Below are 26,462 nucleotides of genomic sequence, written 5' to 3' on the forward strand. Positions count from 1 at the left end.
AGTAAAGGCTCAATACATATCCGGGCGCCGGTCCCGCAATACGTGATTGAACGCGTTCAATTGCCGGTGCCGGCGCGCGTCAGTCAGATTCACCGTCGCCAGCAGAATCTCTTCGTCGGTTGCACTGGCCGGACCGGCCACCGGCCATCCTTGCGAGTCGACAATCAGGCTGCGTCCAAGAAACGGCTGGTTGCGTTCGACGCCGACCCGGTCCGCCGCCGCCACGAACAGTCCGTTCGAATGCGCGCCGCCCATCGCCAGCAGATTCGCCATCGCGGGCAGTTCGGCCGGCTGCGCAGGCATAGGCACCCAGTTGGTCGGCACGCACAGGATGTCGGCACCCCGGGCAGCCGCCATCCGGAAAACTTCAGGAAACCAGATGTCGTAGCAGATCGCGCAAGCCACCCGGCCAAATGGCGTATGAAACACCGGCATGCCGACGTTGCCCGGTTCGAAAAAGAGCTGCTCGTCACCCCACAAATGCATCTTTCGATAACCGCCCAGCACACCTCCCGGACCGATCACGGCCGCCGAGTTGTAAAGCGCATCGCCGTTGCGTTCGGCGTACCCGACCACCAGCGTGACGCGCAGACGCGCTGCGAGCGCACTCCACTGCCCAATCGTCTCGCCATCCACCAAGGCTTCGGACAGCGCGAACGCTTCTTCACGCGACTCGAATACATAACCCGAATTGCATAACTCCGGCAGCACGATCAGATTCGCGCCGCGCGCATACGCCTGCTTGATCAGCTCGATCGAGTGCGCCACGTTGCGCGCCTTGGCGCCCACTTCCGGGCACATCTGCACGCACGCGACGGTCACCTTGCTCTCGTTGCCTGGCATCATGGCTGCACACTCCTCGCAATTGGCGAGCGCATCGCGTTCCAGTGGTACACGCTCTCATAGGACGCGGCTACGCGCAGAATCGTAGCTTCGTCGAACGGTTTGCCGGCGATCTGCAGACCGATTGGCAAGCCGCCCGAATCGAAGCCGCATGGCACGGACAGGGCCGGCAATCCAGTCAGGTTGAATGGGTAGGTGAGACGCCATGACGCCGCGAGCGGGCTCTCTTCCAAGCCCCCAGTCACCACCGTTGCCTGTCCGCGCTGCCATGCGGTAACTGGGGACGCAGGCGTCACCACGACATCGACGCGCTCGAATACCGCGTTGAAATCAGCGATCAGACACGCGCGCAACTGCTCTGCCTTCAGGTAGTCCGACGCCGACACCATGCGGCCGATCTCGACGAGCGTGCGGACGTCGTCAGCCATCGCGGCGGTCGCACCGCGTTGCAGGCCGCGATCGTGATATGCGCTCGACGACGCGAGTTCGATTGCGAAGATCGCGCCCAGGCCGTATTTCAGGTTGGGTACTTCGAAGTCGATCACCTGCGCGCCGAGCGCGGCGAGCGTCGCAATGGCGCGCTCGACTTGCGCCTCGACTTGCGCCTCGTTGGCGCCAAAGAAGTGATTGCGGCACACGCCGATGCGCATGCCCGCGATGCCGCCGTCCAGCGACGCGATGTAATCCGGCACCGGTACGTCGGCGCTGCCGGGGTCCCGCGTATCGTGGCCGGCGAGCACGTTGAGCAGCAGCGCCGCGTCGCGCACCGACAGCGTCAACGGGCCCGCATGATCGAGCGACCAGCTATGCGGCACGATCCCCGCCCGGCTGACGCGACCGAACGTCGGCTTCAAGCCCACTACGCCACACAGACTCGCCGGAATGCGAATCGAGCCGCCCGTGTCCGATCCGAGCGCGCCGTAGGCCATGCGCGCGGCCAGCGCCGCGCCCGAGCCGCCGCTCGATCCGCCGGGAATGCGCGAGAGATCCCAGGGATTGCGAGTGGGCGGCGTCTCCGTGCCCCAAGCAAACTCGTGCGTGCGGGTCTTGCCGATCACGATCGCGCCGGCCGCCCGCAGGCGCGCCACCGCAGCTGCGTCTTCGTTTGCGAACGTATAACCCGGCGCGCGGCTGCCTGCCGTGGTCGGCATACCGGCCGTCAGATAGTTGTCCTTGATCGCAATCGGCACGCCATGCAGCGGCCCGCGCCGCATGCCGCGCTTCAGTTCCTCCGTGCATTGCCCGGCTTCGGCGCGCGCGGCCGGATTAAGACATTCATACGCCAGCACTTGCGGGTCGAGCGCGGCGATGCGCGTGAGCAGCGCGTCCATGAGATCGGTGGGCGTTACCTCGCCCGATGCAATGTCCGCGGCGATGGCGGTGAGATCGTCGTTCATGCTCCACCCTTGGTGGAAGGTCCGGTATAAGCACGCGCCAGATCGAACACGACCACCGGGTGCACGTCTGACAGATCGAGTTCGCGTAACTTGCTGATCTCCGCGAGGATCGATACGTAGGCGGCCAGGTTGTGCGCCACGCGCTCGGCGTCGAACTCGACGCCGAGCCACCTGCCTAGCACCCGCATATCGGCGTTCAACGGGTCGGTTGCGCCCGGCCTCGATTGCGGCGGCGTCAACAGCAACTCAGTCACGGCGGCCGGCGGCGCACGGCCGGGATAGCTGCGGGTGGGCATCCCTTCGACGAACGGGACGAACTGCCGCTGTGCCACTTCGAACACACGCCGCAATTCGGCAACCGGTTCATGGTGTTCGTCGACCCGCAAATCGAGGTGGGCATATGCCTCGTTGCGCACCACCTTCAGCGCCGCCGATTGGCGGCCGCGCTTGTCGCCGCCGGCGGCTTGTCCCGCTTCGAGCGCGCGCATCAGGCGCTCCTCCAGCGCGAGTTCAGCGCTCGCCTCATACGCGGCGAGCATCGCATCGAGCGTCCCGGCGCCGGTCAGCATGTTGCCCTGAATCGTGCAGGACGTGCCGCAGCGCTGCCCCGCCCAACCCGTACATTGCGGGCCGGTCCAGCACGCGCTTTGACCGTTGCGATCGACAATGCCGAGCTGCCGCAGATCCGCGGCGGCATCGTCATGCAGTACCCTCGCGAGCGCCTGTTCGGCGCTCAGGCCCTGATCGAGCAGGTCGAGCGCATCGAGCGCGAGATACGGATTGACCCACGATTGCGTCGACACCGCCCCCACGCCGGTGCGCAGATACACGCACATCGCGCCGACGGCCGGCACCGCCGTGCTGACCGCCACGCCCAACGCACCGGTCCGTGCACAGCGCGCGACGATGGAAAACGTCATGGCAAACTTTCTCCCTAGCGTTACAGCGACAGGAAACGCGAAACCGTAGCTTGCGCCGACGTATCCGCCGTATCACCGGCCGCCGGAATTTCACCGAGTTCGAGCACCGCGTAGCGATTCGCGACAGCAAAAGCGAACTGCACGTGCTGCTCGACCAGCAGCATCGTCGTGCCGGCACTGTCACGCTCGCGGCTGAGAACGCCGACCAGCCGTTCGATCACCGACGGCTGCATGCCCTCGGTGATTTCGTCGACGAGGATCAGCTTTGGCTGGCGAATCAACGCCCGCGCGACCAACAGCATCTTCTGCTCGCCGCCGGACAGCGTACCGGCTTTCTGTCTGAGGCGGTCCTTGAGAAACGGGAAAAGGTCCTCGATACGCTCGAAAAGCGGTTTGAAATCGCGATCGCGCATGAGGGCGAGCTTCAGGTTCTCTTCGACGGACAGGTCCTGAAACAAGGCCTTTTCCTGTGGGATGTAAGCGACGTCGCGTCGCGCGATGCGGTTCGGCGGCACGCCCGTGGTCCGTGCGCCGAACAGCGCGATGTCGCCGCTCTTCGGGCGGATGAAACCCATCAGCGTTTTCAGCAAGGTCGACTTACCCATGCCGTTCTTGCCGAGAATCGCCACCACTTCACCGCGCGCGAGCGTGAGGTTCAGGCCCTTGAGCACCATCGCCTCGCCGTAGCCGCTATGCAGTGCGTCGACCTGAACAATCGATGTTGCATTCATGCGTCCGCCTCCGGCTGGCTGGCGGCTGGATGCGCACCGCCCGCATATACCGCGGCCACGATTTCCGAGTGCACGACTTCTTCTACACCGCCGTCCATCGCAATGCGCCCCTGGTGCAGAACGACGATGCGTGAGCTGATCTGCTGCACGAAATCGAGGTCATGCTCGACCAGCAGCAGACACATCCGATAGCGCGAGGACAGTTCGACGAAAATCTCGCCGATCTGCGTACGCTCCTGTTTCGTCAGGCCCGCCGTGGGTTCGTCCAGCAGCACCGTGCGCGGTTCGAGCGCAAGCACCATCGCCAGTTCAAGTGCCTGCTTCTGGCCGTGCGAAAGAAAGCGGCACTCGCGATCGAGAATCCGGTCGAGTCCTGTGAGCCGCAGCACGTCGAGGGTCGGCTGCGGCAGCGTGAGAACCGGGTCGCGCTGCCATTTCGACGGCGGCGCCACCCGATAGCGCGCAACGCGCAACGCCTCGCCGACGCTGAGCGATTCGAATACCGTCGCGGTCTGGAATTTCCGGCCGACGCCAAGCGCCACGCAGTCGTATGGCGCAAGCGAGCGGATGTCCGCGCCGCCGATCTCGACTGTGCCGCCCGAGCGTTCCGCGCCGTCCGCAATGCAGCGCATCAGCGTGCTCTTGCCCGCGCCGTTCGGGCCGATCAGACTGAGCAGTTCTCCGGCGTGCGCGTCGAAGCTGATGTCGTCGAGCACCTTGAGGCTGCCGAAATGCTTTCGCACGTGCTTGATCGAAAGCGCCGCTCGCGCGTCGTCCACCATGTCGCCGCCGCGCGGTGGCACGGCGACGAGCGTCACCGGCGCGGGTGCCGCACGGCGGCGGCGCGGCAATGCCTGGCGCGCCGCGCCGGACACGAGCGGTGCAAGCCCGCGCGGCATCGCCACAATTACGACGACGAACGCCACGCCCACCAGCAGCGTCCAGACATAAGGCAGATTGCCGCTGAGATAGGCGCTGCCGACGTCGATCAGCATCGCGCCGACAATGGGCCCGATAAGCGATCCCCGGCCGCCGAGCGCGACCCAAATGACCAGTTCGGTGCCGAACACAAAACCGGCGTATTCCGGCGCCACCACCATCTGCACGCAGGCAAACAGAAAACCAGCGAACGCGGCGATGACCGCGCATACGTCCATCAGCCGCGACTTGTAGCGCGACACGTCGATGCCGAGATACTCGCAACGTGCCTCGTTTTCACGGATGGCCACCAGCAGTTGGCCCGCGTCGCTGCGCACGAACATCCACGCCACCACGGCCAGGACAATCAGCAATGCGCCCGCGATGACGAACCAGGCTTCGAGTGGAATATCGAAACTGTCGAAGCCGGACAGACCGCTGCTCGATCCGGTGAACTCACCGCCCGAATAGATGCACTGAACCAGCACGATCGGCAAGACAAGGGTGACGACCGAAGCGTAAAGCGGTGATGCCCCGTGATAAAACGCCAGCCAGCCAATCGCGCGCGACACGATCCAGGCGGCGGCGATGCCGGCAGCGAGCGCTGCCGCGGCAAGCGGGACCGAAAAACCGGCATGGGTAAAAACCAGACCAGCCGCGTAAGCGCCGATGCCAAAAAATGCCGACTGTCCGAATGTGAGGATGCCGGTATAGCCCCACAGCAGATCGACGGTCAACGCGACCGCCGCATACAGGAAAGCGCGAATCAGGTTGTTGACGAGGAAGGTCGGCAGCGTGACGCTGCACACGGCGAGAACGACGAGCGCAGCAACACCGATCGCGGCCGGTCTCTTCCACGGCGAAGCGATCGCGGTGCGAAACGACAAGGTGGAAGCGGGGTCAGCCACGTGCGAAGCCCTCCGGTCGAACGCGCAGTAACAAGGCCGCCAGTACCGCGATTGTCAGACCGCCGAGCACGGGATTGACGAAGGTGCTAACCAGCACCTGCGCGCCGCCGAGCACCACGCTGGCCACCGCAAGACTGACCAGCGACGAACCGGACACCAGCACCAGCATGAACGCGCCGACGATCCAGGGAACGCCCATGTTCGGATCGACGCTCGCAAGCGGCGTAATCAGACAGCCCGCAGCCGACGCGAGCGCCGCGCCGGTGCAGAAGGTCATGAAACGCACTCGCGAACTGCTGATGCCGAGCCCGCGTGCGAGCGCTTCGTTCATTATCACCGCCCGCGTCTGCAAGCCGAGCCGCGTGCCGTTGAGCAGCCAGCCGAGCGCGAGCGCAACCAGCATGGCCACCCCGACCAGAATCAGCCGGTAGGCCGAGTACTGAATACCGGCGAACGAGATCGCACCGTTCACCGGACTGGCGACCATCTGCACGCCGCGGCCGAACGCCAGCGTGATCAGTTGCCCGACGATGATGCCCAGACCCCAGGTCGCCAGAATCGCGTCGAGCGGGCGCGCGTACAAGGGACGAACGATGAACCGCTCGACCGCCATCCCCGCCACGAAGCCGACCGCGAGCGCGCACGGCACACTCCACCACCAGTTCAGACCGGCGTGCCCGACGAGCACGCTCGCATAGCCGCCCGCCGTCAGAAACGCTCCATGCGAGAAGTTGATGATCTTCATCACACCGAAGACCATCAGCAACCCCGCCGAAACGATGAACAGGATGGCCGCCGTAGTGACGACATCAAGCCCGAGGTTCAGCATGACCAGCACTCCATAGTGCGTTTTACTTCAAGGCAGGACACTGCGCGCCCGGATCGACGTTGCGGAACGATTCGATCACCTTCACCGAGCCGTCCGCCTGCACCTGGCCCAGATACATCGTGAGCGGCGTATGACGTTGTTTGTCCATCTGGATATGGCCACGCGGGCCGTCGAACGAAACCTGAGCGAGCGCCGGAATCACCTTCGCCGTGTCGACCGAACCGGCTTTCTCCACGGCGGCCTTGTACAGGTAGATCGCCTCGTACTCCGGCACCGATAGATCGTTCGGCGTCTTCAGATCCGCACCGAAGCGTTTTTGCATCGCGGCGAGAAACGCGTGGTTCGCCGGGGTATCGATGTTGGTCACATACGAACCGGAGATGTAGATGCCCTGTGCATCCGCGCCCATGCTCTTAGCGGTGCCCTCGTCGACGGCGAGGTTGCCGTAGGGAACCCTCACGCCCGCCGCGCGCAGTTGCTTGGTCAGAGTGACGTTCGGCGCGCCGCCGGCTGTCGACGTGATGATCGCGTCAGGCTTGGCCGCCTGCAGCTTGCTGATGATGGAAGTCCAGTCAGAACCGTCCATCGGCAGATACTCATTGCCGACCACCTTGCCGCCGTGCTTCTCGATGTAGGTCTTCGTGAAGTCGAGCATGCCGCGGCCGAACGCGTAGTCGCTGCCAATCAGGAAGAACGTTTTCGCCTTTTGCTGCTTCATGAAGTAATCGACGATCGGCGCAACCTGCTGGTCAGGCACCCACGCATCGACGTACATATAACGGTTGCAGGAGCGCCCTTCATAAAACGACGTGTAAATGAACGGGACTTTGCCGCGCGTGACGATCGGCAAGCCTGCGTTGCGCGCGGCACTCGTTTCCATCGAGATGAGCGCGTTGACCTTCTTTTCGAAGATCAGCGAATCGAACGCCTTTTGCGCACCCGCTGCGCCGCTACCGTCATCGGCCACTTCGAGGGCGACCTGACGCCCCAGAATGCCGCCTTTCGCATTGATCTCGTCAACAGCCAGTTGCGCCGCCTGAACCACCGACGGGGCAACCACGCTATTCGCGCCGCTCAGACCCACGGGCACGCCGATCCTGATCGGATCGGCAGCGATGGCGGCATGGCTTGCCATCGCGAGAGAAACCAGCAGAACGGATGCCAGGCAGCGTGAGCGGCCGGCAGTCAGAAGGGAAGAGATTCTTTTCATTATCGGCAAGGCTCCTTGGTGTTTTATCGAATCGACTTACGTGACGCAGCGTCTCGGCAGTTAGAGCTGCACCCCGCGCGTGAGCGCGCCATCCACTACGAGATTCGCCCCGCTCACGAAGCTCGCTGCGGGACTCGCGACGAACGCGACCGCATTCGCGATCTCCTGTGGGCGGGCCATGCGTCCGCTCGGATTCAACGCGAGTGCTTCCGCGAACAGCTTCGGATCGTTGTGTTCGATGTGATCCCACACACCGCCTTCGAAATAGACGTTGCCAGGCGACACGGCGTTTGCCCGGATGCCCTTCGGCGCGAGCTGGTAAGCGAGGCCCTGCATGTAGTGGATCAGCGCCGCCTTGAAGGTCCCGTAAGGGCCGGCGGCAAAGTCGATCTCACGACCGGACACGCTCGATATCGCGATGATCGAGGCGGACTTGCTGGTTTCGAGAAACGGCAGCGCGGCGTCGACCAGGTTGACCGTACCCATCAAGTCGGTTTCGAACTCCTTGCGCCACGATTCAGGATCGTTGCCGATCGACAGCGCGCTCACATTGGCGACCACGATGTCGATGCCGCCCAGTTGCGCGGCGGCGTCGCGTGTCCAGGCTTGTAACGCTGGACCATTCGAAACGTCGACGGGCGCGCCCCATACCTTGACCGCGCCACCCGTGGCCTGCACGATGTCGGCCACCGTTTGCTCGACGGTGACACGATCACGCGCGCACAGTGCGACGTCCGCGCCTTCGGCTGCCAGCGTGTGCGCGATGGCGCGGCCGATACCCTTGGTGCCGCCGGTTACAAGTGCCTTCAAACCCTTGAGTTTCAAATCCATGATGGCGTCTCCTCAGGCAGCCGGTGCGAGATATTTCTTGCTGATCGCCGCGCCGACCGAATACTTGGGATCGACGAAATTGCCGAGCCGCACCTTGCCGCACTGGCTGAGCATCATGTAGGCATCCCAGCGGTCGAAGCCGTATTCTTTTTCCATCCACAGCACCAGTTCGTGGTATGCGATACGCGTTGCGTCCTCAAGCGGGCGCGCACTGCCGATCGCCATCAGCAGCTCATCGGTTTCGAGGCGCGGCCATTCGATATGCCAGCCCTTGATCAGATCGACGTGAATCGTGGTCGTGCTGGAGAATTCGACGGCGGTGCCGCACACTTCGCCGTCGCCCTGGCAGGCGTGCGCGTCGCCGATAAAGAGCCGCGCACCGGTGGAGCGCACCGGCAGATAGGTGATGCTGCCCGGCCCCATGTCGGGCACGTCCATATTGCCGCCGTGGTTGTCCGGCGTGAGCGAATTGATCGAGTCGATTTCTGGCGACAGGCTCAGCGTGCCAATATGCGGCTTGTACGGCAGCGTAACGCGCTTGCTCCAGTAGACGCCTTCTTCGTCCACATCGATCTTGCGGGTAATCTCGGGCAGCGGCTCATTAAGCGTTGCGGTGTATTCCGTACCGGTCAGCGCGCCGAAGCGCGGAATCAGGCAGCAGGTGCCGCGGGGATTGTCGCCGCGCGGCAGCATCGACTCGATATACACCGCAACCACGTCGCCCTTCTCCGCGCCTTCGATCATGATCGGGCCGCTTTGCGGATTCAGGAATGGCACCCGCAGCTTCTGGCTGGGCAGATCCTGTTCCGTGAGGATCTTGCCGTCAAAGGCATCGCGCGTCTGAACCACCACCCGGTCGCCCGGCGCAATGCTCATCACTGGCGCAGAGTACGGTCCGATGGTGTAGTGAAATGTGCCTTGACGGGATTCACTGAGTTCGTGCGTTTCGCGAACCTGGCCGCGTGCGACGCCGCGCGTATGCATGATCGATTGTTCTAGCCATTTCATCATGGGGGTTCCTGCTCAAATGTGGGTTGTCGACGTGAACCGGCGCCTGACTGGGCGCCGCATCACACTGAAACTAGCGCTCTGACGTTATTGGCTTCCATCTGGTCTCCAGGCCCTGCCGACACGACCTGGCCTCGCACCAGCACGACATAGTCGTCGGCTACCGCCTGCGCGAAATCGAAAAATTGCTCTACCAGCAGGATCGACAGCGATCCTTTCAGCGAACGGATCACCGCCTCGATCTCCATCACGATCGACGGCTGGATGCCCTCGGTCGGCTCGTCGAGAATCAGCAGCTTCGGATTCGTCAGAAGCGCCCGGCCAATCGCAAGCTGTTGCTGCTGTCCGCCGGACAGATTTCCTGCGATGCGCCGGCGCATCGTCCTCAGCACAGGAAAGGTGTGAAAGACATCGTCGAAAGAAAATTGCTTGCCCTTGGCGGTCTGATTGCGTTCGCCCGCGTAGGCACCGATACGCAGGTTTTCTTCGACGCTGAGCTGCGGAAAAATCTCGCGTCCTTGCGGTACGTAGCCGAGACCCGCCAGCGCGCGCCGGTGCGACGGCGTGCGCGCGAGCGGCTGACCCGCCAGTTCGATTTCGCCGCCTTTGACCGGCAGCAACCCGACGAGACACTTCAGCAGGGTCGTCTTGCCCACGCCATTCCGGCCGAGTACGACGGTGCAGGCACCGTCGGCCACATTCAGCGACACATCGCGCAACGTGTGGCTGCTGCCGTAAAACTGGTTGAGTGCGGAAATCTTGAGCATGTCTACCGTCCCAGATAAACCTGAATCACGCGTGGATCATTGCGCACGCTCTCCATCGATCCCTCGCCCAGCAGCTTTCCTTCATGCAACACGCTGACGAGGTCCGCGATCTCGCCGACAAAATCCATGTCGTGTTCGATCACCACCACCGCCCGATCGGGCGACCTGAGCCGCGCGATCAGTTCGGCGGTGCGTGCGGTTTCGTGGTCGGTCATGCCGGCAACCGGTTCGTCGAGCAGGATCACCTGCGGATCGGCGACAAGCAGCATGCCGATTTCGAGCCACTGCTTCTGGCCGTGCGACAGCGTGCCGGCCAACCGGGGCCCTTCATGCTCGAGACCGATCGTCTCGAGCACTTCGTCGATGCGCCGGTTCTGCTGGGCGCCGAGGCGCGAGCGAACCATCGCCGCATAGCCGCGACCGTTGCGAATCGCCAGTTCGAGGTTTTCGCGAACTCGCAGCGCTTCAAACACGCTTGGCTTCTGGAACTTGCGGCCAATGCCCAGGCGCGCGATGGACGCTTCGTCGAGCGTCGCGAGATTCGTGACCTTGTTGAGAAAAACTTCACCGGATGCCGGCCGGGTCTTTCCCGTGATGACGTCCATCAAGGTCGTCTTGCCCGCACCGTTCGGGCCGATGATGGCACGAATCTCGCCGTATCGAAATTCCATCGACAGATTCGTGATGGCCGCGAATCCGGAGAACGTGACAGACAGGCCGCTGATGTAGACGGCGGTGGCCCGTTGTGGCAGGTTCATTGCCGGCCCCCCTTACTTTCGGGGCCGGCAGCCTTCAGCGCCCCCCACAGACCATTGCTGAGGTACACGACAATCACCAGCGTCACGCCGGCAAGAATGAACGGCCACAGCGCCGGCAGTTGCGCCGTCAGCCAGAACTTGAGTCCGTTGACCACGATAGCGCCGACGATCGCGCCGATCAGCGTGCCGCGCCCACCGATGGCCACCCACACGGCGATTTCGACGGACAGTTGCGGCGACACGATAGTCGGGTTGACGATGCCGACCTGCGGCACATACAGCATCCCGGCAAACGCCGCGAGCACCGCCGAGAGACACCACGCGAAGAGCTTCAGCGTATGCGTGCGGTAACCGAGAAAGCGCATCCTCGCTTCGTCGTCGCGCACCGCGATTAGCGCCCTGCCGAAACTGGAGCGGGCGAGAAAGCGCACGCCGACATAGGCCGCCACCAGCAGCAGGCATGAACACACAGCGAGGCCGATCTGCGTGGAGGTATCGGCAAGCTTATGGCCCGCGAGGCTCGTGAAACCGGTCATGCCGTTGTTACCGCCGAGGCCCACGTCGTTGATGAACAACAGCAGCATCAGCGCATAAGTGAGCGCCTGAGTGATGATCGACAAATACACGCCATTGATGCGCGAGCGAAACGTGACGAAGCCGAACGCGCCCCCGACCAGCACGGTGACGATGATCGTGACGATGATCGTCACATCGAGCCGCGAGAGGATCTTCCATACCGGAGGAAAGTCGCTCGCCCCCATGTATTGCAGGAAGTCCGGCAATACGTTCGTATCGGCATAGGCGCCGTTCAGCAGATAGATGGCCATCATATAGCCGCCTATTCCGAAGAAGATGCCGTGCCCGAGGCTCAGGATGCCCGCATAACCCCATACCAGATCGAGCGCCAGCGCGAGCAGCGCGAAGCACATGACCTGTCCGATCAGGTTGATGCCGAACAGCGACAGATGCAGCGCGTTTGACTCCGGAATCACAAAATAGGCAAAGGGCAGATAGAGCGCCAGCAGGACCAGCACCGGCACGATGCCGACCTCCACTGACTGGCCCATCCATTTCGTTGCGAACGCCGACAAGGTCAATCTCCTGCTGGTACGCGGATCGGGAAACGTATTCATACGCGGGTCTTCAATGCAAAGAGTCCTTGCGGGCGCTTCTGGATAATCAGCACGATGAGCAGAAGCACGGCCACCTTGGCGGCAACCGCTCCGTAAAATGGTTCGATGAACTGGTTAATTTCGCCGAGCGCGAGCGACGACACGACTGTCCCCGCGAGACTGCCCGCGCCGCCGAGCACCACCACCATGAACGAGTCGACGACGAAACCCGTACCCATTGACGGATTGACGCTCGCAATCTGCGTCAACACCACTCCGGCCAGCCCCGCGAGACCGGCGCCCAGCCCGAACGCAATACGGTCGACGCGCTCGGCGGGCACGCCCAGGCAGCGCGCCATGTCCCGCAGCTGCGTAGTGGCGCGCATCAGCAAACCAAGTTTCGTGAAGCGAACCACGGCGAAGGTCGCGCCGAAGATCAACACGGCGAGCACGATGGCAAACACGCGGTTGTAGGTCACGAAAAAGCCCGGCGCAACCTGCATGCCGCCGTTGAGAAAGCCGGGTGTGATGAACTCGACGTTCTGCGAGCCGAACAGCACCTGAATCAGCTTGATCAACGCGATACTGACCGCCCAGGTAGCGAGCAGCGTCTCGAGCGGCCGGCGATACAGAAAGCGGATGACGAAGAATTCGAGCAACATGCCGCACGCGGCGCAGATCACGAATGCCGCGGGAATCGCAATGAAGATGTACGCATCGAACCAGCCGGGCAGATGCGCCTGCATGAAACGCTCGACCAGATACGTTGCGTAAGCGCCGATCATGATGAATTCACCATGCGCGAGATTGATCACGCCCATCAGGCCGAACACGATCGACAGGCCGAGCGCCGTCAGCAACAACACGCCGGCATAGCTCAAGCCGCTAAACAGAATCGACAAGCCCTTGCCGAGCGACAGCCACGTGTCCATGTGGCGAATCGCGCCCTCCACCGCGGCAAGCACGTCCGGATCCGAGCGCACGGAATCCTCCGCTGCGAAGTTCGCCAGCGCGGTCCGCGCGGTTTCGCTCGGCACCTCGGCCACAGCCTTGATCGCCGCCAGGCGGTCGGCCTTCACATTGCTGTTCAGACCGCGTTTAGCCAACGCCAGCGTGAGAGTGGCCGCGATATCCGGATCATGCTGCGCCTTGACCGCGCGGGCAACGACAGCGGGATCGAGCAAGGCAAAGAACTTGTCGACTTGCCGCGCAGCCGTCGCGCGGGTGTCCTGCTGCGACGAGAACAGGTCCATTTCCGCCGATGCCACCGCGAGCTTGCGCATCATCACGATGCTCGGCACATAGGGCGAATCCGCTGACGCGTTAGCGCGCGGCTGGAGGGTCGCGGCGTCGAGTAAAGGGTGTCCCTGCAGCGTCACCTGACCGTCTGCACCGCACACCAGCGCACCGTTACGAATCGCATCAACGATCTGACGTGCCCACGCACGCTCGTGCGTATCATCCGACACGCCGGTCTCGACAAGTTGCTCCAGTGCAGCGGCCTTATCGCCGTTCGTCGCGCAGAACGACGCGAGCATCGCCGCGCGGCCCGGCGCGGCGCTCGCGGTAGCGGTCCAAACAAGCGCCAGACAAGCGATCGCGTAAAAGATCTGCCTGAAATTGATCATGGGTGTTTCCATTCGATCCTGCTAGGAGGACCGGCATGCTTGCGTATGCCGATCCCGCAACTGCCAAACTGTGCGACAGGGACTGTCAAGCCTTGCCGATGAACGGGCTGAACGGCACCGGCTTCTCGATGTCTTTCGACTTCCACAAAATGTCGAAGCCCTGTTTGGCGTTGATCGAGCCGATCATGTCGCCACGCCACAGATACTGCGTGGATGCATCCATCTTCACCGTGTAACCCGCCGGATCGACCATCGACTGGCCCGCGAGCGCTTTGCGCACCGCATCCGTGCTGGTGGAGTGCGCTTTCGTGACGGCCTGCGCCCACAGATTGATGCCGAGGTAGGTCGACACCATCGGGTCGATCACCATGTCCGGTCGATGCTTCAGGTCGTGCGCGCCGACATAGTTCTTCCAGTCGCTCTTGAACTGGCGGTTCTGCGGCGTATCGACGTTCTGGAAGTAGCACCAGCAACTGAGGTGGCCAACCAGCGGCTTCGTATCGAGACCTTCCAGATCGCTGTCCACCACGTCCAGGCCGAGGATCGGAATATCGGTCGCGCGCACGCCCTGATTGATCGCTTCCTTGAACATCGCCGGAATCGAATCGCCCACCACGGTCATCACAACGATGGCCTGGCCGCCCGGTTGCGCGGCGAAGTCCTTGATATCGCGCACGATGGTCTGGAAATTGGACTGCCCGAATGGAACGTAATGTTCGCGCCATGCCGAATCCGGAATGTTCTTCGTCTTCAGATAGCCCTTGAGCATCTTGTTGATCGTGCGCGGCCACACGTAGTCGCTGCCGATCATGTAGAAGCGCTTGGCACCGCCGCCCTGCTCGCTCATCAGGTAATCGACCGCCGGGAGCACCGAGCTGCTCGGCGGCGAGTTCAGATAGACAACGTTCTTCGACTGCTCTTCGCCTTCGAAGTGAAGCGGATAAAACAGCAGACTGTCCTGCGACTCGACCACCGGCAATACCGACTTGCGCGACACCGACGTCCAGCAGCCGAACAGCGCCGCGCATTGGTCGCGCAGGATCAGTTGCTTGGAGAGCTGTGCATACATGGGCCAATCCGACGCCGGATCGACAACGACGCCCTGCAGCTTGCGCCCGAGCACGCCACCCTTAGCGTTGACCTGATCGATCGTCATCAGTGCCGTATCTTTTAATAGCGACTCGCCGTTGGCCATCGTGCCCGACTGCGAGAACAGCAAGCCGAGCTTGATCGGATCGCTGGCACCCGCGGCAAACGCAGCCTTAGGTAGCGCAGTGCCTGCAGCGCTCACCAATCCGGAGCCGACTGCCGACAGGAAAGTACGTCTTTTCATTTGCTTCACTCCGACATGGATTAAAAATCGCAAACGCAAAAAGCCCGAGACCAGACAAGCTGGTTTCGGGCTTTTTTGGCCGGTGCCGTTCAAGACGCCTTTGTCTCGAACAGCGAAATGAATGCTGTAAGTCCCCGTTATGCACGTCGGGTCAGCATGCTTCTATAAGCAACGACTATGCCAGGATTTACTGCCTGTGGGGAGGTTTACCGCAAATCCCTTTTGTGCAGCGGACTCGAATTGATCAGTTGCATTGTGGACAAACCGGAAGGCATCATAAATAAGGCGGTTTGCGCGGCTGACCCGCTCAGCGCCGCACTACGACAGTGCTGTGGGCACCAGCCGCGTGCTACACGCACAAACAGCGTACTTCCCGAACGTAGCGACCATCGGTTTTGACGAATGACCCATCTTGATGCCGGCCTTACCTCGGAGCCAATCAGAATTGGCGTCCTGTATTCACGCTCAGGTGTAACCTCAGCCGCGGAGCTCACGCAACTGCAAGCCACCACGCTTGCGGTGGAGGAGATCAATCTCGCAGGCGGCGTGTCAGGACGCGAGATCGAACTCGTCTGTCTGGATCCGCAATGCCAACCTCGCCGTTATGCCGAGCTCGCCGAACAACTCATTCTCGAACATCGGGTCCGGGTGATCGTCGGCTGCTATATGTCCAGCACGCGCAAGGCGGTCATTCCGATTGTCGAGCGGCACAATGCGCTGCTCCTCTATGCGACGCCTTATGAAGGCTTCGAATACAGCCGCAATGTGATTTACACTGGCGCGGCGCCCAATCAGAACACCCTGCCGCTTGCCGGTTTCATGCTCACGCAGTTCGGCTCACGCGTGAGCATGATCGGTTCGGACTACGTGTGCCCCTACGAGTCGAATCGCGTGATGAGCGATCTGATCCTCGAACGCGGCGGCGAAAAGGTGGATGAAACCTATCTGTCGCTCGACGCGCCGTGGGAGAGTTATCTGGATGCCGCCAAGCGGATCAAGCAACTCGCACCCGACTTTATTTTCTCCACGGTTGTGGGCGAAGGCATTTCGCATCTGTACCGTGCGTTTGCGCAGGTTGGGCTCGACCCGTACCGCACGCCTATCGCCAGCCACATGACCAGTGAAGCCGACATTGCGATAATGGGAAACGACCTCGCACAAGGACACATCACCTCCGCCGCGTACTTCCAGAGTGTGGATACAGCCGCGAACCTCGGCGCCGTTGCCCGCTATCAGGCCCGCTTCGGCGACGATCAGCCGACCAACATGTGCTGGGAAGCCTCCTATTTCCAGATGCATCTGCTCGCGGATGCGATCCGCCGCGTCGGCTCCGACGACCCGACGTTGTTGCTGCGCGTGTTGCCCGGACTCGAATTCGACGCACCGCAAGGCCGCGTGCGTATTGACGAGCATAATAACCACACCTACCTGCATCCGCTGATCGGCCGGGTCGACGCGCGTGGCCGCTTCGATATCATCGGGCGCGCCCCTGAACGCGTGAAGGCGGATCCTTACGTCGTGTCTCACAGCACGCCAGCGTGGACCACGCACGCGCATCCTGAACTCGCACGCACGGGAGCGGATCGATGAAGCGGACCGCGCAGACGCCGGCGATCCTGCGCGACCTGCGTTCGCTAAAAGTCGTGGTGATTCATCCGCGGGATCAGGATTGCGAAGAATTGCTCGCCCAGCTTCAGCGCATCGGCTGCGACGTGGAAGTATGCTGGCCGCGCCTCGACAGCCTGCCGTGCAACACCGGCCTCGTCCTCATGGCGATTCGTCCTGAGGCGCTCTCGGTCGACTATCCGTGGCTCGGAACCAGCACGTCCCCGCCGGTGATTCCGGTCGTGACCTACGAAAATCCGATCACCATCGAAGCGGTGCTGCGCTTGAATGCGTTCGCAACGATTCCCTCGCCGGTCCGCTCGTTCGGGTTGTTGACCGCCATTGCCGTTGCGCTCACGCAATTTAAGGCATCCCGCGCACGTGAGCGATACATCGAACGGCTCGAGCAGAAGCAGGCAAAGGTTCTGGTGATCCGACAGGCAACGCGGATCGTCATGGACTCGCGCGGCATGTCCGAGGAGGATGCGTATCAGCTGCTGCGCTCACAGGCCATGCTCAAACGCGAACAGATCGAGACGGTGGCTGGCGACATCGTGAAGGCATACGAGACCCTCAGTTTCTAATACTCGCCGTGCCTGCATTGTGTTGAGAAATGATGGCTGAACGCGGGACTTTGACCGATCATTTTGATTGTAGCCCTATTCGGACCGAGATCGGTCCACCGCTTGCCTTAGCCTTTGGATCGGCGTTGTCACGTTCGCGCGCTGGTCAGCTAAGATGACGTGATATGGAAGACGAAATCGCTGTACCATGGCCATCGATTTCCGGCGTCAGTCATCAGCCGCGCGGTTCGGTGGTATTTCCGCTTTCAACTCAGCCTTCGACATTGAGGAGCTATTGTTCGAGCGCGGCATGGTGGTCAGCCATGAATCGATCCGGCGGTGGACGGACAAGTTCGGGGCCACTTTTGCGCATCAATTCGCTGACGGCGTCACGAAAGACGCTGTCGTTCCCGTAACCGGCGTCCGCCAGCACAATACCGTCAGGCGCGCCGCTTTCGCGCGCCTGACGCAGCTGTGCTGCCGCCATTTGCGGTTTGGTCGAGAACGCTACCTCATCGGGTACGCCAGCGCGCTGACATCGTGCCGTGTCTTCGCTCCATTCGCGGGGCAAATAGAGTTGATATGCGACGGGCAAACTGGCGTCCTCGGTGGCAACCGACAAGCTCACGGCGACCTGACAGTTGTCCTGCTTGCCTAACTGCCCGCAGTATTGCCGCGCCACACCCACCGAATGTTTCCCCTGCTTCGGAAAGCCCTTGTCGTCGACGATCCAGAACAGTCCGTTGGCAGGATTCATATGCGGCAGCACCCAGCGCCTTACCCGCTCGAGCAAGGCTGCATCTGACCATTCTGACTTCGAAACGAAGTGATGCGTGCCCGTGCCCCAACTCTTGCGAAACAGCCAGGCCTGACTGTCCGTGCTGGATTCATGCGTGTCGTTGCTGCGCTTCTCGGCATGCCAATTCTCCTGAGAGCCGGCATCGCCGTCAGGGGACGAGTCGTCATCCGACTTCGTCCTTGGCACAAAGCTCTTGTGCCCGGCCCACGCCTGAATGAGCGTGCCGTCGACGCTGAAATCTCACCCGACAGGTGGCCACGCACGCGTGCCGTCTCGACCGTTTCATTGAACACACTGACCATGACATCATGGACCATCAGTCGGTCGCGGTTCTTACTGAAAGTGGAGTGGTCCCAAACCACATCGTCCATCGCCTGCGCACCCGCGCGAGCGGCGTACAGCCGAGCGCATCGAGCACGCTGTGCTTTAGACGGACCAAGGTCCTTTTGGCAGATCGGCGAAGCGGATCCGTTGAACGAACGCCGCTATCTGTTCCACGGTCGAGCGCTGCTGTGCGACTTCGGCCATGGCGGCGACGCTGCCGTTCATGGAGCGGTCGCGATCATGGTCGTGACGCGCACCGGAATCGACTTCGCGCCCGGCACCTTGCTCTCCTTCGCGTAGTGCCACTGCGGCAGTAACGGATTGCATTCCGGGTAATAGCTGCCTATGCAGCCTTCGGGCACGTTGAAGGCCAGCACGCTGAATCCGTCGAGACGACGCTCCACGCCATCGTCCGCAATGGTCTCGAGGCCGATCCGGTCACCTTGCGCGAGCCCGCGCTTTACCATGTCGGCGGGATTCATCAGCACGACCATTCGCGAGCCTTTCACGCCTCGGAAGCGGTCGTCGAGGCCATAGATGGTCGTGTTGAACTGGCTGTCCCTGCGCAGCGTCATCAGCCGGAGCGAATCCGGCTCGCGCTGGGGCATGTCAGGGTCTTCGCCGATCGCCTCGGGCACCATGAACTCGGCCTTGCCGCTTTTGGTTTTCCACGTGCGTTCTCGCGCAGGCAGCGGCCACACCACACCGCCCGGCGTCCACATACGCTTCTCGAAGTCGTCGAACATCTTCGGCCAGGTCTTCGCCATTTCGACGCGCACGCGCGCATAGTCGTCGCGCCATGCGTCCCAATCGACGGTCGAGCGTTCGCCGAGCGTCGCTTTGGCAATCCCCGCGACGATGAAAGGCTCCGAGCGGATGGTCGGCGCGGCCGGCTCGACCACCCCGTGCGAGCCATGAAAGCATGCGGTGCTGTCTTCCATCGACACCGCCTGCTCGCCGCTCGCCTGCCGGTCGATCTCGATGGGGCTCAGGCACGGCAGCACATAAGAGCGTTTGCCGGGCAGCAGATGGCTACGGTTGAGCTTGGTCGCGACGTTGACGGTCAGCGGCAACGCCGACCATGCCGGCTCGATGCGGAAGCGGTCAGGCACCGAGCGCACGAGGTTGCCGCCAAGGTTGATCATCGCCTTGACCTTGCCTTCGAGCAGCGCCTCGAAGGCTTCGATCGTGTTCATCCCCTTTTCGCGCGGCGGCTCGAACGAGAACTGTTTGGCGAGCTGATCGAGCGGCGCGAGTTCGGGCTTTTCGGTGATGCCCACGGTGCGCTGCCCCTGCACGTTCGAATGTCCACGGATCGGCGACGGGCCCGCGCCGGGCTTGCCGACGTTGCCTCGCAGCAGCAGCATATTGACCAGCATGCGCACGTTCTGCACGCCCATCCGATGCTGCGTAAGCCCCATCCCGTAGTGCGCGATGACCGCTTTGGCCGCCATGTATTCGTTGGCGGCCGCTTCCAGCGCGTCTCGCGGCAAGCCGCTGACCCGCTCGATGTCGTCCCAGTTCGCGTCGCGCGCGAACTGCGCGAACGTCTCATAACCGTTCGTATGCTCGCGGATGAAATCGATGTCGACGACACGCGGCTTGTCAAATTCTAGATGGAAATCGACGACGCATCGCGTTCCTAGACCGCCATGAAGCCACGCCCGCCTCTGACGCCTTTCCCGTAGTATCCGAATCGATTGCTGCTCGTGCGGTGAATGGCCCGCGCCTGTAAAGCGTCGACTCTCACCTGAGCCTCCGACTGAACCCATCGTAGCGACCGGCGTCGCGTGGGCGCGGCAAAGTGAGCGGCTCGAGGATCAAGGAGAACCGACCAAGAAGCCCACCTCGCGGGAGCCGATGCGATGATCTCGGGCGAAGGGGAATTGACAGAATTACTGCGCACTAATGCGAATTGACAACTTTGCTTCGCAGCGTAACGAAGCAAAGTCGTCAATTCAAGGGCGCACGCCCTGTCCTGGCGGGCATTGGCCAGTGACGACATTACTTCGCTCTACGAGTGTCGACGTTGCGGTATTACGCGCAACGTCTTCGTCAGAATGGACTTGCCGTTGTGCACCGTGTCTCTGGTCTGCTCAATGCGCGATGCAGACTGACTTCACTTCCGTGCAACTCTCGACCGCGTGGCGCCCAAACTCGCGACCGACGCCGGACTGCTTGTGCCCGCCGAACGGCAGGTTCGGGTCGAGCGGCACATGGCTGTTGACCCAGACAGTGCCCGCCTGAATCTGCGGGACGAGGTTCATCACTGCACCCAGATTGTTGCTCCATAGACTCGCGGCAAGACCATAAGGGCTGTCGTTCGCGAGACGGATCGCGTCGTCGGTATCATCGAACGGAATCGCCACAAGCACTGGGCCGAATATTTCCTCGCGCACCACCGTGCTCGCTTGATCGACGCCGATTAGCACAGTCGGCTTCACAAAGTAGCCGGGCAAATCGGGCGCGCCGCCGCCTGCGAGTACCGTCGCGCCTTCGGCCCGTCCGATGTCAATGAACCGGCACACCGATTGCTGCTGGCGTGCCGATACGAGCGGGTTAATCTGCGCGGCCGGGTCCATTCCCGGCCCGATACTCATGCTGTTCGCCACTGCAGCGACACCTTCGACGATCTGCTTGAAGCGGTCGCGGTGAATATAGAGCCGCGACGCGGCTGCGCATACCTGCCCCTGGTTCAGCAAGCCACCCATCAGTACGCCCTGGATCGCCTTGTCAACGTCGGTGTCCGCCAGCACGATCATTGGATTCTTGCCGCCCAGTTCCAGCGTGAAACGCGTCATGTTGTCGACGGCCGCGTGCCCCACCATCTTGCCGACTGCGGTCGAACCGGTAAACGTTACCTTGCTGACCAGCGGATGACTGGCAAGCGCCTGTCCGGCGCTTGAGCCGCGTCCCGTCACCACGTTGACGACGCCCGGCGGAACACCCGCCGCCAATGCCAGCTCGCCAAGGCGCAACGCCGTCAACGACGTCTCGGTGGCCGGCTTGAGCACGATCGTGCAACCTGCCGCGAGCGCGGGAATCAACTTCCAGACCGCGATCATCAGCGGGAAATTCCATGGCACGATGCCGGCCACCACGCCGATCGGCTCACGCCGCGTATAGGCGGTGTAACGCGTGCCCGACGGCACTGGAATCGACACATCGAGTGTTTCGCCCGTGATCTTCGTCGCCCAACCGGCCATGTAGCGCGCGTACTCGACAGAAGCACCGACCTCGATCGCGCGCGACAGATGGATCGACTTGCCTTGATTCAAAGTTTCGAGCTGGGCCAACTCCTCCCCGTGTGCTTCCAACGTATCGGCAAGTCTGAGCAAGATACGTTCACGTTCAGCCGGACGAAGACCCGACCAGATACGCGATTCGAACGCGCTGTGCGCGCTGCGGACTGCGGTGTCCACGTCTTCAGCATCGCCATCGGCGACGCTGGCGATGACTTCCCGGTTCGCCGGGTTGTGGACGTCGAGGCGTGCACCACCACGCGCTGGCACCGTCTTGCCGTCAATGAGGAGTCCATGTTCGCGATTCAGGAACGTCTGAACTTCGGGCAGCACTTCGATCAGGTTGTCAGTCATACTAGCTGTCCAATAGAGTAGTCATGCTTCGAGAATGAATTCGGCGCAACGCTCGGCGATCATCACCGTTGGCGCATTGGTGTTACCGGAGACGATAGTCGGCATGATCGACGCGTCGCAGATGCGCAACCCGTCCACGCCGTTCACCTGCAGTCGCGGATTGACCACGGCGCGCGTATCGCCGCCCATGCGGCACGTGCCGACCGGGTGATAAACCGTCTTGGCCTGCCGGCGCACATAGTCCTGCAATTGCGCGTCGCCGATTTCGCTGGCGCCCGACGGCTCGAGCTCCTCGCTGATGAGCTTGCGCAACGAAGGCGCGCGCAAGATAGTGCGCGCAAGCTTTACGCCGCGCACCAGCACGTCGACATCAGCTTGTTCAGCCAACGCGCCGCTGTCGAAAAGAATCGGCTCAGCCGGATCGGCACCACGCAGGCGTACGGACCCGCGCGAAGCGGGACGCAACACACACGGATTGATCGAAATGCCATGCCCCCGCAACGGCTCGCGGCCGACGTCGCCGACCAGCACTGGCAACACGTGGAACTGGATGTCGGGCCGCCCGCCACCGACCGTGTCGACGAAGCCGCCTGACTCGACCACGTTCGATGTAAGAAGGCCGGTACGGAATAACTTCCATTGCAGGCCGTGCCTGAGTGCAGTCAGCCCTTTATCGTTACCGAGCAGGCTGATCGGTTCCCGCGTACGTCCATAGATCGATACTTCCAGATGGTCCTGATAGTTCAGGCCGACTTCGGGCGCATCGTGCACCACGTCGATCCCGTGCGATCGCAGTTCCGCGCCGGGCCCGATGCCGGACAGCATCAGGAGCTTCGGCGTGGTTAGCGCACCGGCCGCGAGGATGACTTCGGCTCTGGCATGAGCCGTCCTGACGTGTCCGTCCTGGGTACGCCATTCAACCCCAATCGTGCGCCTCCCGTCGAACAGCAGGCGCGTGACTGCGCTGCCGGTACGCACCTCGAGGCTGCGCTTGCCGAGTACTCCCGCGAGATAGGTCGCTGCGGTGCTGCCGCGCTGACCGTCGAACGTCGTCGTGTGATAGAAGCCGACTCCGTGCTGCTGCTCACCATTGAAATCGTCGTTGTAGCGCAGGCCGGCTTCCTGCGCTGCCTTCACGAAAGCGAGGCTCAACGGATGGCGAAAACGCGTATCGCTGACTTTCAACGGTCCGTCTGTGCCGTGCCACGGCTCGGACAGGCGCATGTGGGATTCGGCCTTCTTGAACGCGCGCAGCACATTCTGCCAATCCCAACCGGTGCAGCCGCGCGCCGACCAGTCTTCATAGTCCTGCCCACTGCCGCGGATATAGACCATAGCATTGACGGAACTGCCGCCGCCCAGCGTCCGTCCCTGCGGCACGTAGGTCACGCGGCCGGCCGCGCCGGGCTGAGGCTCACTCTTGAAGATGAAAGTGCGCTCGGTACCAATTACCCGGATAAACGTGGCTGGCATGTGAATATAAGGGCTGTCATCCTTCGGACCTTCTTCAAGCAGAAGCACGTTCTTGCCCGCCGTAACCAGGCGGTGGGTGATCGCGCACCCGCCGGAACCTCCTCCCACGACAATGTAGTCGTAAGTGTCCATACCGCATCTCCTCGCTGTTTTTTTGCAGCGAAAGGATTTCGCTGCAGCGGATAACGAGGATAGCGACGGATGATGCTTGCTTTTGACTGTGCAAGTCTTCGCTATTGACCAACCAGGACGTTGGTTCGAGGTGCCGCGATCTGGTAGGCGGGACTTCAGTCGAGCATGCCGCGCGTTGCGGTGGGCGTCTCGCCGAAGCGGCTCCTGTAGCTGCGGCTGAAATGCGCGCTATCGTTGAAGCCCCAACGGAACGCGATTTCACTGATGGCCGTATGCCGCAGGTTACGATCCAACAGGTCAGCTCTGCAGCGTTCCAGACGTTGCGCCCAGATATAACGAGTGATCGAAATCCCGTCGATTTCAAATGCACGGGCCAGTTGCCGCGCGGACAGGCCAACCGCGCGGCTGATCGACTCGCAATCGAGCGCGTCGTCTGTGAGATTGCGCTCGATATGCAGCTTAGCGCGCCACAGGCTGCTCAGGGTCGACCTGGTGGTCGACAGGTCGCCGTCATTGATTCTCAGCAGCGCACGAAGCAACTCTAGGACCTGGCTTGCAACCTGCTGACGGGGGCGGGCGTCCGCCCCCGGCATTCCGGCCAGGAGCCGATGGATCGACTGCGCACCCCAGCCGGCAGTGCCTGCACCGTTATCGAGCTTGATCAAGTCGCGGTAATGCCACGGACCGACATGCTGTTCAAAGACGGCGCGAGGCACATCGAGCACCGTCATTTCCATGTCGCCGGGGAATCCATGACCGTACGGCCTTGCTGTATCGTAGAGGACCAAGTCTCCGGGAACGTGCATCACGCAGTCGACGCCCTGGAACGTGAACCCGCGGCCCTTTTTCATCAGGCAGACGAACACGGAATCGCGGCCGTCGTCGCGGATGCTTTGTGCCGTACGGACGACCGCGTGCTGATTCGCCGCTATCTCCGAGGCTCGGAACAGCGCGAAGTCCTTGTGCACGAGTGTCGCGTCAATTCCTTCGATCGGCTTGCTGCTGCATTCGACGCGAATCAGCAACTGGCTGACTTGCTCAAGCCAAAAGTCCACTCGTTCGCTACCGCCGACCATCTTCGTCGAAATCGAAATATCGGTGCTCCCTGCCAGTCCCATGATCATCGGCTCCGCTCGGCTGCCCTCGCCCCACCATAGCCGGCGCTGCTGAGCGTCTCTGCGGACAGCGTTCGGAAGAAATCGCGGCTGGCACACGAGCGAAAACCGGTGCGGTCATATACAAGACGTCGAACGCTCAATTGGTTGGACATGGTGGTCTCCTCCATGGGCAATTGACGAAATATTTCTCAGTGCGCTCTTGGCGGCGCATCCGCTTACCGACCTCAGAACCGCGATCGACTCGGGTGACGAACCCGAGAGTCGCATCATTGGCAACGGATGGGTATCGCGACGGAACAACGAAGGTTGAACTGAACTACCATTCTTCGTCGAAAGAAATTAATGCGGCAATGCGAACAAGCACCCATTGACTTTGATCATGCGGAATCCAATCGTCTCTTCCGCGTCTAGAGCCAAATATTCGCCCCCAATCCGACACAGCGTGGCGGTACGGTCAGGCCTAGACGCCCGGCGTCGAGCCGGCTTTTTCAACTTGTCGAAGTTGAGCGGCAAGACGGTAGGAAAGTGAGGTTCCCTCGGTTTTTCGCCTTCCAGAGGCCCGGGGTTATGCGGCCGTTTCCTTCGTTCTCTGAGCCGCAAGCGCCCACCCGCCAGCACCCGCATCGCTCGTGCGTCAACTGGTTCGGCATGTCGCCGCCGAATCAGTTGAGCTCAGCCGCGAACTGGTCCAGCTCTGCGGCGGTCACGGCTATGTCGAAGGACTCCCGCCGGCTGCACGCTTCCAAACGAGCCACTGGTTTGCATTGCTGCTGACACGAATCGACGCAGCGCTCGGGCAGTTCACGGCATCCCGGCAGTCTGGGACACCGGCTGGAGTGTCAGTATGAACGATCGTGTCTCCATCTGCGACACCCTTTCAGGCACGACAACTTCTGTCAGCGCAGATGACTTTTCCTACTTGGATCACAAGCTGCCTTGTGAACATAATGAAACGTTCAGAGGTGGCCGCGCAAATTCGGACAGTCGGATAATCTTACTGTGTCACATAAATCGTTCTCGCTGAAAGTTATGTCGCGTAGCGTGGAACACCGCCCTGCAGAAAGATGAAGTCCGAGAAGAATACGCAATGTGGTAATGGAATCAGTGACGTGGCGCTGCGCGCGTTGGACTGCCGCGAGGGATGTAATCCGCGGGAATGGCAGGCATCGCGCGTTGAATGAGGTTTTTTTTAACTTCATCGACTGAACCCATGCTGAGTCGCTGGGCCATCAGAAATCCGTACGCTGCGATACTCAGTGTGGCGTGGTGGTGAAAGCCGCGCCACCCCCGGCCTTCATAATGACCGAGGCCAAATTCCTGCTTGAGGTCCTGGTAGTCGCGCTCGATGCGCCAGCGCATCTTGGTCACGAAGACCAGTTGTTCGATGGTGGCGTCCGCGGGGGCCGTGCTCAGGAAATATTTGAGCGGCTCGGCCTCCTTTTTGGGCCATTCGATGAGCAGCCATTCTTCCGGACGTTGTTCACTGCTCCAATAGTCGCGGTGCGCCGGGCGAACCCGCACGGCCGCGAAACGAGACTGCAGCGCTGCGTTGCTTCCTTCTCGCCACGTGACATTCTGATAAGCATCGTCGGTTTTGTCGCAATAGCGATGCTGCGGTAAAGTGCAGGTTGCCAAAACTTTGCTTGTGCCCACGATGAA

General features: G+C 61.9%; 20 protein-coding genes and 5 pseudogenes. 3 read left to right on the top strand and 22 right to left on the bottom strand.

Annotation, left to right across the window (positions count from 1 at the left end; genetic code table 11):
* Nucleotides 1-9: 9 nt before the first annotated feature.
* The 14 genes from OKW45_RS24805 to OKW45_RS24870 all read right to left on the bottom strand — a co-directional run bounded on the left by OKW45_RS24805 (nucleotide 10) and on the right by OKW45_RS24870 (nucleotide 15,193).
* Entirely contained in the window at nucleotides 10-846 is an 837-nt protein-coding gene (locus OKW45_RS24805; protein ID WP_018418399.1) for a nitrilase family protein, read from the bottom strand.
* Nucleotides 843-2,240: an amidase gene (locus OKW45_RS24810; RefSeq protein WP_429471717.1), complete on the bottom strand. Its 1,398-nt coding sequence runs from the start codon at nucleotides 2,238-2,240 to the stop codon at nucleotides 843-845. The genes OKW45_RS24805 and OKW45_RS24810 overlap by 4 nt, the downstream gene beginning before the upstream one ends.
* Nucleotides 2,237-3,160: a DUF1028 domain-containing protein gene (locus tag OKW45_RS24815; RefSeq protein ID WP_175165363.1), complete on the bottom strand. Its 924-nt coding sequence runs from the start codon at nucleotides 3,158-3,160 to the stop codon at nucleotides 2,237-2,239. Before OKW45_RS24815 ends, OKW45_RS24810 begins: the two co-directional genes overlap by 4 nt.
* A gap of 20 nt (nucleotides 3,161-3,180) precedes the next feature.
* A complete protein-coding gene (locus OKW45_RS24820; protein WP_018418402.1) occupies nucleotides 3,181-3,891 on the bottom strand; it encodes an ABC transporter ATP-binding protein in 711 nt (236 codons plus the stop codon).
* The gene (locus OKW45_RS24825; protein WP_239498995.1) at nucleotides 3,888-5,717 is read right to left on the bottom strand and encodes a branched-chain amino acid ABC transporter ATP-binding protein/permease; all 1,830 of its coding nucleotides are present in this window, start codon (nucleotides 5,715-5,717) and stop codon (nucleotides 3,888-3,890) included. Before OKW45_RS24825 ends, OKW45_RS24820 begins: the two co-directional genes overlap by 4 nt.
* Nucleotides 5,710-6,543, bottom strand: a complete 834-nt coding sequence (locus OKW45_RS24830) for a branched-chain amino acid ABC transporter permease (protein ID WP_026225452.1) — start codon at nucleotides 6,541-6,543, stop codon at nucleotides 5,710-5,712. Before OKW45_RS24830 ends, OKW45_RS24825 begins: the two co-directional genes overlap by 8 nt.
* A 25-nt stretch (nucleotides 6,544-6,568) precedes the next feature.
* Nucleotides 6,569-7,681 carry a substrate-binding protein gene (locus OKW45_RS24835; protein WP_018418405.1) on the bottom strand — a complete coding sequence of 371 codons (1,113 nt, stop codon included), beginning with the start codon at nucleotides 7,679-7,681 and terminating at the stop codon, nucleotides 6,569-6,571.
* 135 nt (nucleotides 7,682-7,816) lie between these two features.
* Nucleotides 7,817-8,587 (bottom strand): SDR family NAD(P)-dependent oxidoreductase, encoded by a 771-nt coding sequence (locus OKW45_RS24840; RefSeq protein WP_175165364.1) that lies wholly within the window; start codon nucleotides 8,585-8,587, stop codon nucleotides 7,817-7,819.
* Between the two features lie 12 nt (nucleotides 8,588-8,599).
* On the bottom strand, nucleotides 8,600-9,595 hold the full coding sequence (locus OKW45_RS24845) for an acetamidase/formamidase family protein (protein ID WP_018418407.1): 996 nt from the start codon (nucleotides 9,593-9,595) through the stop codon (nucleotides 8,600-8,602).
* Nucleotides 9,596-9,657: 62 nt separating this feature from the next.
* Entirely contained in the window at nucleotides 9,658-10,362 is a 705-nt protein-coding gene (gene urtE, locus OKW45_RS24850) for an urea ABC transporter ATP-binding subunit UrtE (RefSeq protein WP_018418408.1), read from the bottom strand.
* A gap of 2 nt (nucleotides 10,363-10,364) precedes the next feature.
* Nucleotides 10,365-11,120 (bottom strand): urea ABC transporter ATP-binding protein UrtD, encoded by a 756-nt coding sequence (gene urtD / locus OKW45_RS24855; RefSeq protein ID WP_018418409.1) that lies wholly within the window; start codon nucleotides 11,118-11,120, stop codon nucleotides 10,365-10,367.
* Complete coding sequence (gene urtC, locus OKW45_RS24860) at nucleotides 11,117-12,253, bottom strand: urea ABC transporter permease subunit UrtC (protein ID WP_429471719.1); 1,137 nt, start codon at nucleotides 12,251-12,253, stop codon at nucleotides 11,117-11,119. The genes urtD and urtC overlap by 4 nt, the downstream gene beginning before the upstream one ends.
* Complete coding sequence (gene urtB / locus OKW45_RS24865; RefSeq protein WP_429471721.1) at nucleotides 12,250-13,860, bottom strand: urea ABC transporter permease subunit UrtB; 1,611 nt, start codon at nucleotides 13,858-13,860, stop codon at nucleotides 12,250-12,252. Before urtB ends, urtC begins: the two co-directional genes overlap by 4 nt.
* An 85-nt stretch (nucleotides 13,861-13,945) precedes the next feature.
* The gene (locus tag OKW45_RS24870; protein WP_051103734.1) at nucleotides 13,946-15,193 is read right to left on the bottom strand and encodes an urea ABC transporter substrate-binding protein; all 1,248 of its coding nucleotides are present in this window, start codon (nucleotides 15,191-15,193) and stop codon (nucleotides 13,946-13,948) included.
* Between the two features lie 402 nt (nucleotides 15,194-15,595).
* Here OKW45_RS24870 and OKW45_RS24875 point away from each other — a divergent pair, with 402 nt between their 5' ends.
* The 3 genes and pseudogenes from OKW45_RS24875 to OKW45_RS24885 all read left to right on the top strand — a co-directional run.
* The gene (locus OKW45_RS24875) at nucleotides 15,596-16,783 is read left to right on the top strand and encodes a transporter substrate-binding domain-containing protein (RefSeq protein WP_429471723.1); all 1,188 of its coding nucleotides are present in this window, start codon (nucleotides 15,596-15,598) and stop codon (nucleotides 16,781-16,783) included.
* Entirely contained in the window at nucleotides 16,780-17,382 is a 603-nt protein-coding gene (locus OKW45_RS24880) for an ANTAR domain-containing response regulator (RefSeq protein WP_018418414.1), read from the top strand. The genes OKW45_RS24875 and OKW45_RS24880 overlap by 4 nt, the downstream gene beginning before the upstream one ends.
* A gap of 162 nt (nucleotides 17,383-17,544) precedes the next feature.
* Nucleotides 17,545-17,737: pseudogene (locus tag OKW45_RS24885) on the top strand (IS6 family transposase); the annotation flags it as partial.
* Here OKW45_RS24885 and OKW45_RS24890 read toward each other — a convergent pair.
* The 8 genes and pseudogenes from OKW45_RS24890 to OKW45_RS24925 form a co-directional block, all read right to left on the bottom strand.
* Nucleotides 17,735-18,193, bottom strand: a pseudogene (locus tag OKW45_RS24890) (IS701 family transposase); the annotation flags it as partial. The pseudogenes OKW45_RS24885 and OKW45_RS24890 sit on opposite strands and share 3 nt — an antisense overlap.
* A 3-nt stretch (nucleotides 18,194-18,196) precedes the next feature.
* Nucleotides 18,197-18,534: pseudogene (locus OKW45_RS24895) on the bottom strand (transposase); the annotation flags it as partial.
* Nucleotides 18,535-18,586: 52 nt separating this feature from the next.
* Complete coding sequence (locus OKW45_RS24900) at nucleotides 18,587-18,709, bottom strand: hypothetical protein (RefSeq protein WP_429471725.1); 123 nt, start codon at nucleotides 18,707-18,709, stop codon at nucleotides 18,587-18,589.
* Nucleotides 18,706-20,091, bottom strand: a pseudogene (locus tag OKW45_RS24905) (molybdopterin-dependent oxidoreductase); the annotation flags it as partial. The pseudogene OKW45_RS24905 and the gene OKW45_RS24900, both read right to left, overlap by 4 nt.
* 489 nt (nucleotides 20,092-20,580) lie before the next feature.
* Nucleotides 20,581-22,080, bottom strand: coding sequence for an aldehyde dehydrogenase family protein (locus OKW45_RS24910; RefSeq protein WP_018418417.1), 1,500 nt, complete (start codon nucleotides 22,078-22,080; stop codon nucleotides 20,581-20,583).
* Nucleotides 22,081-22,101: 21 nt separating this feature from the next.
* A complete protein-coding gene (locus tag OKW45_RS24915; RefSeq protein WP_018418418.1) occupies nucleotides 22,102-23,685 on the bottom strand; it encodes a GMC family oxidoreductase in 1,584 nt (527 codons plus the stop codon).
* 155 nt (nucleotides 23,686-23,840) lie between these two features.
* Nucleotides 23,841-24,809 (bottom strand): helix-turn-helix domain-containing protein, encoded by a 969-nt coding sequence (locus OKW45_RS24920; protein WP_018418419.1) that lies wholly within the window; start codon nucleotides 24,807-24,809, stop codon nucleotides 23,841-23,843.
* A 1,095-nt stretch (nucleotides 24,810-25,904) separates the two neighbouring features.
* Nucleotides 25,905-26,387: pseudogene (locus OKW45_RS24925) on the bottom strand (transposase); the annotation flags it as partial.
* Nucleotides 26,388-26,462 lie beyond the last annotated feature (75 nt).

The organism is Paraburkholderia lebeckiae (assembly GCF_050436225.1).
Taxonomy (GTDB): domain Bacteria; phylum Pseudomonadota; class Gammaproteobacteria; order Burkholderiales; family Burkholderiaceae; genus Paraburkholderia; species Paraburkholderia tuberum.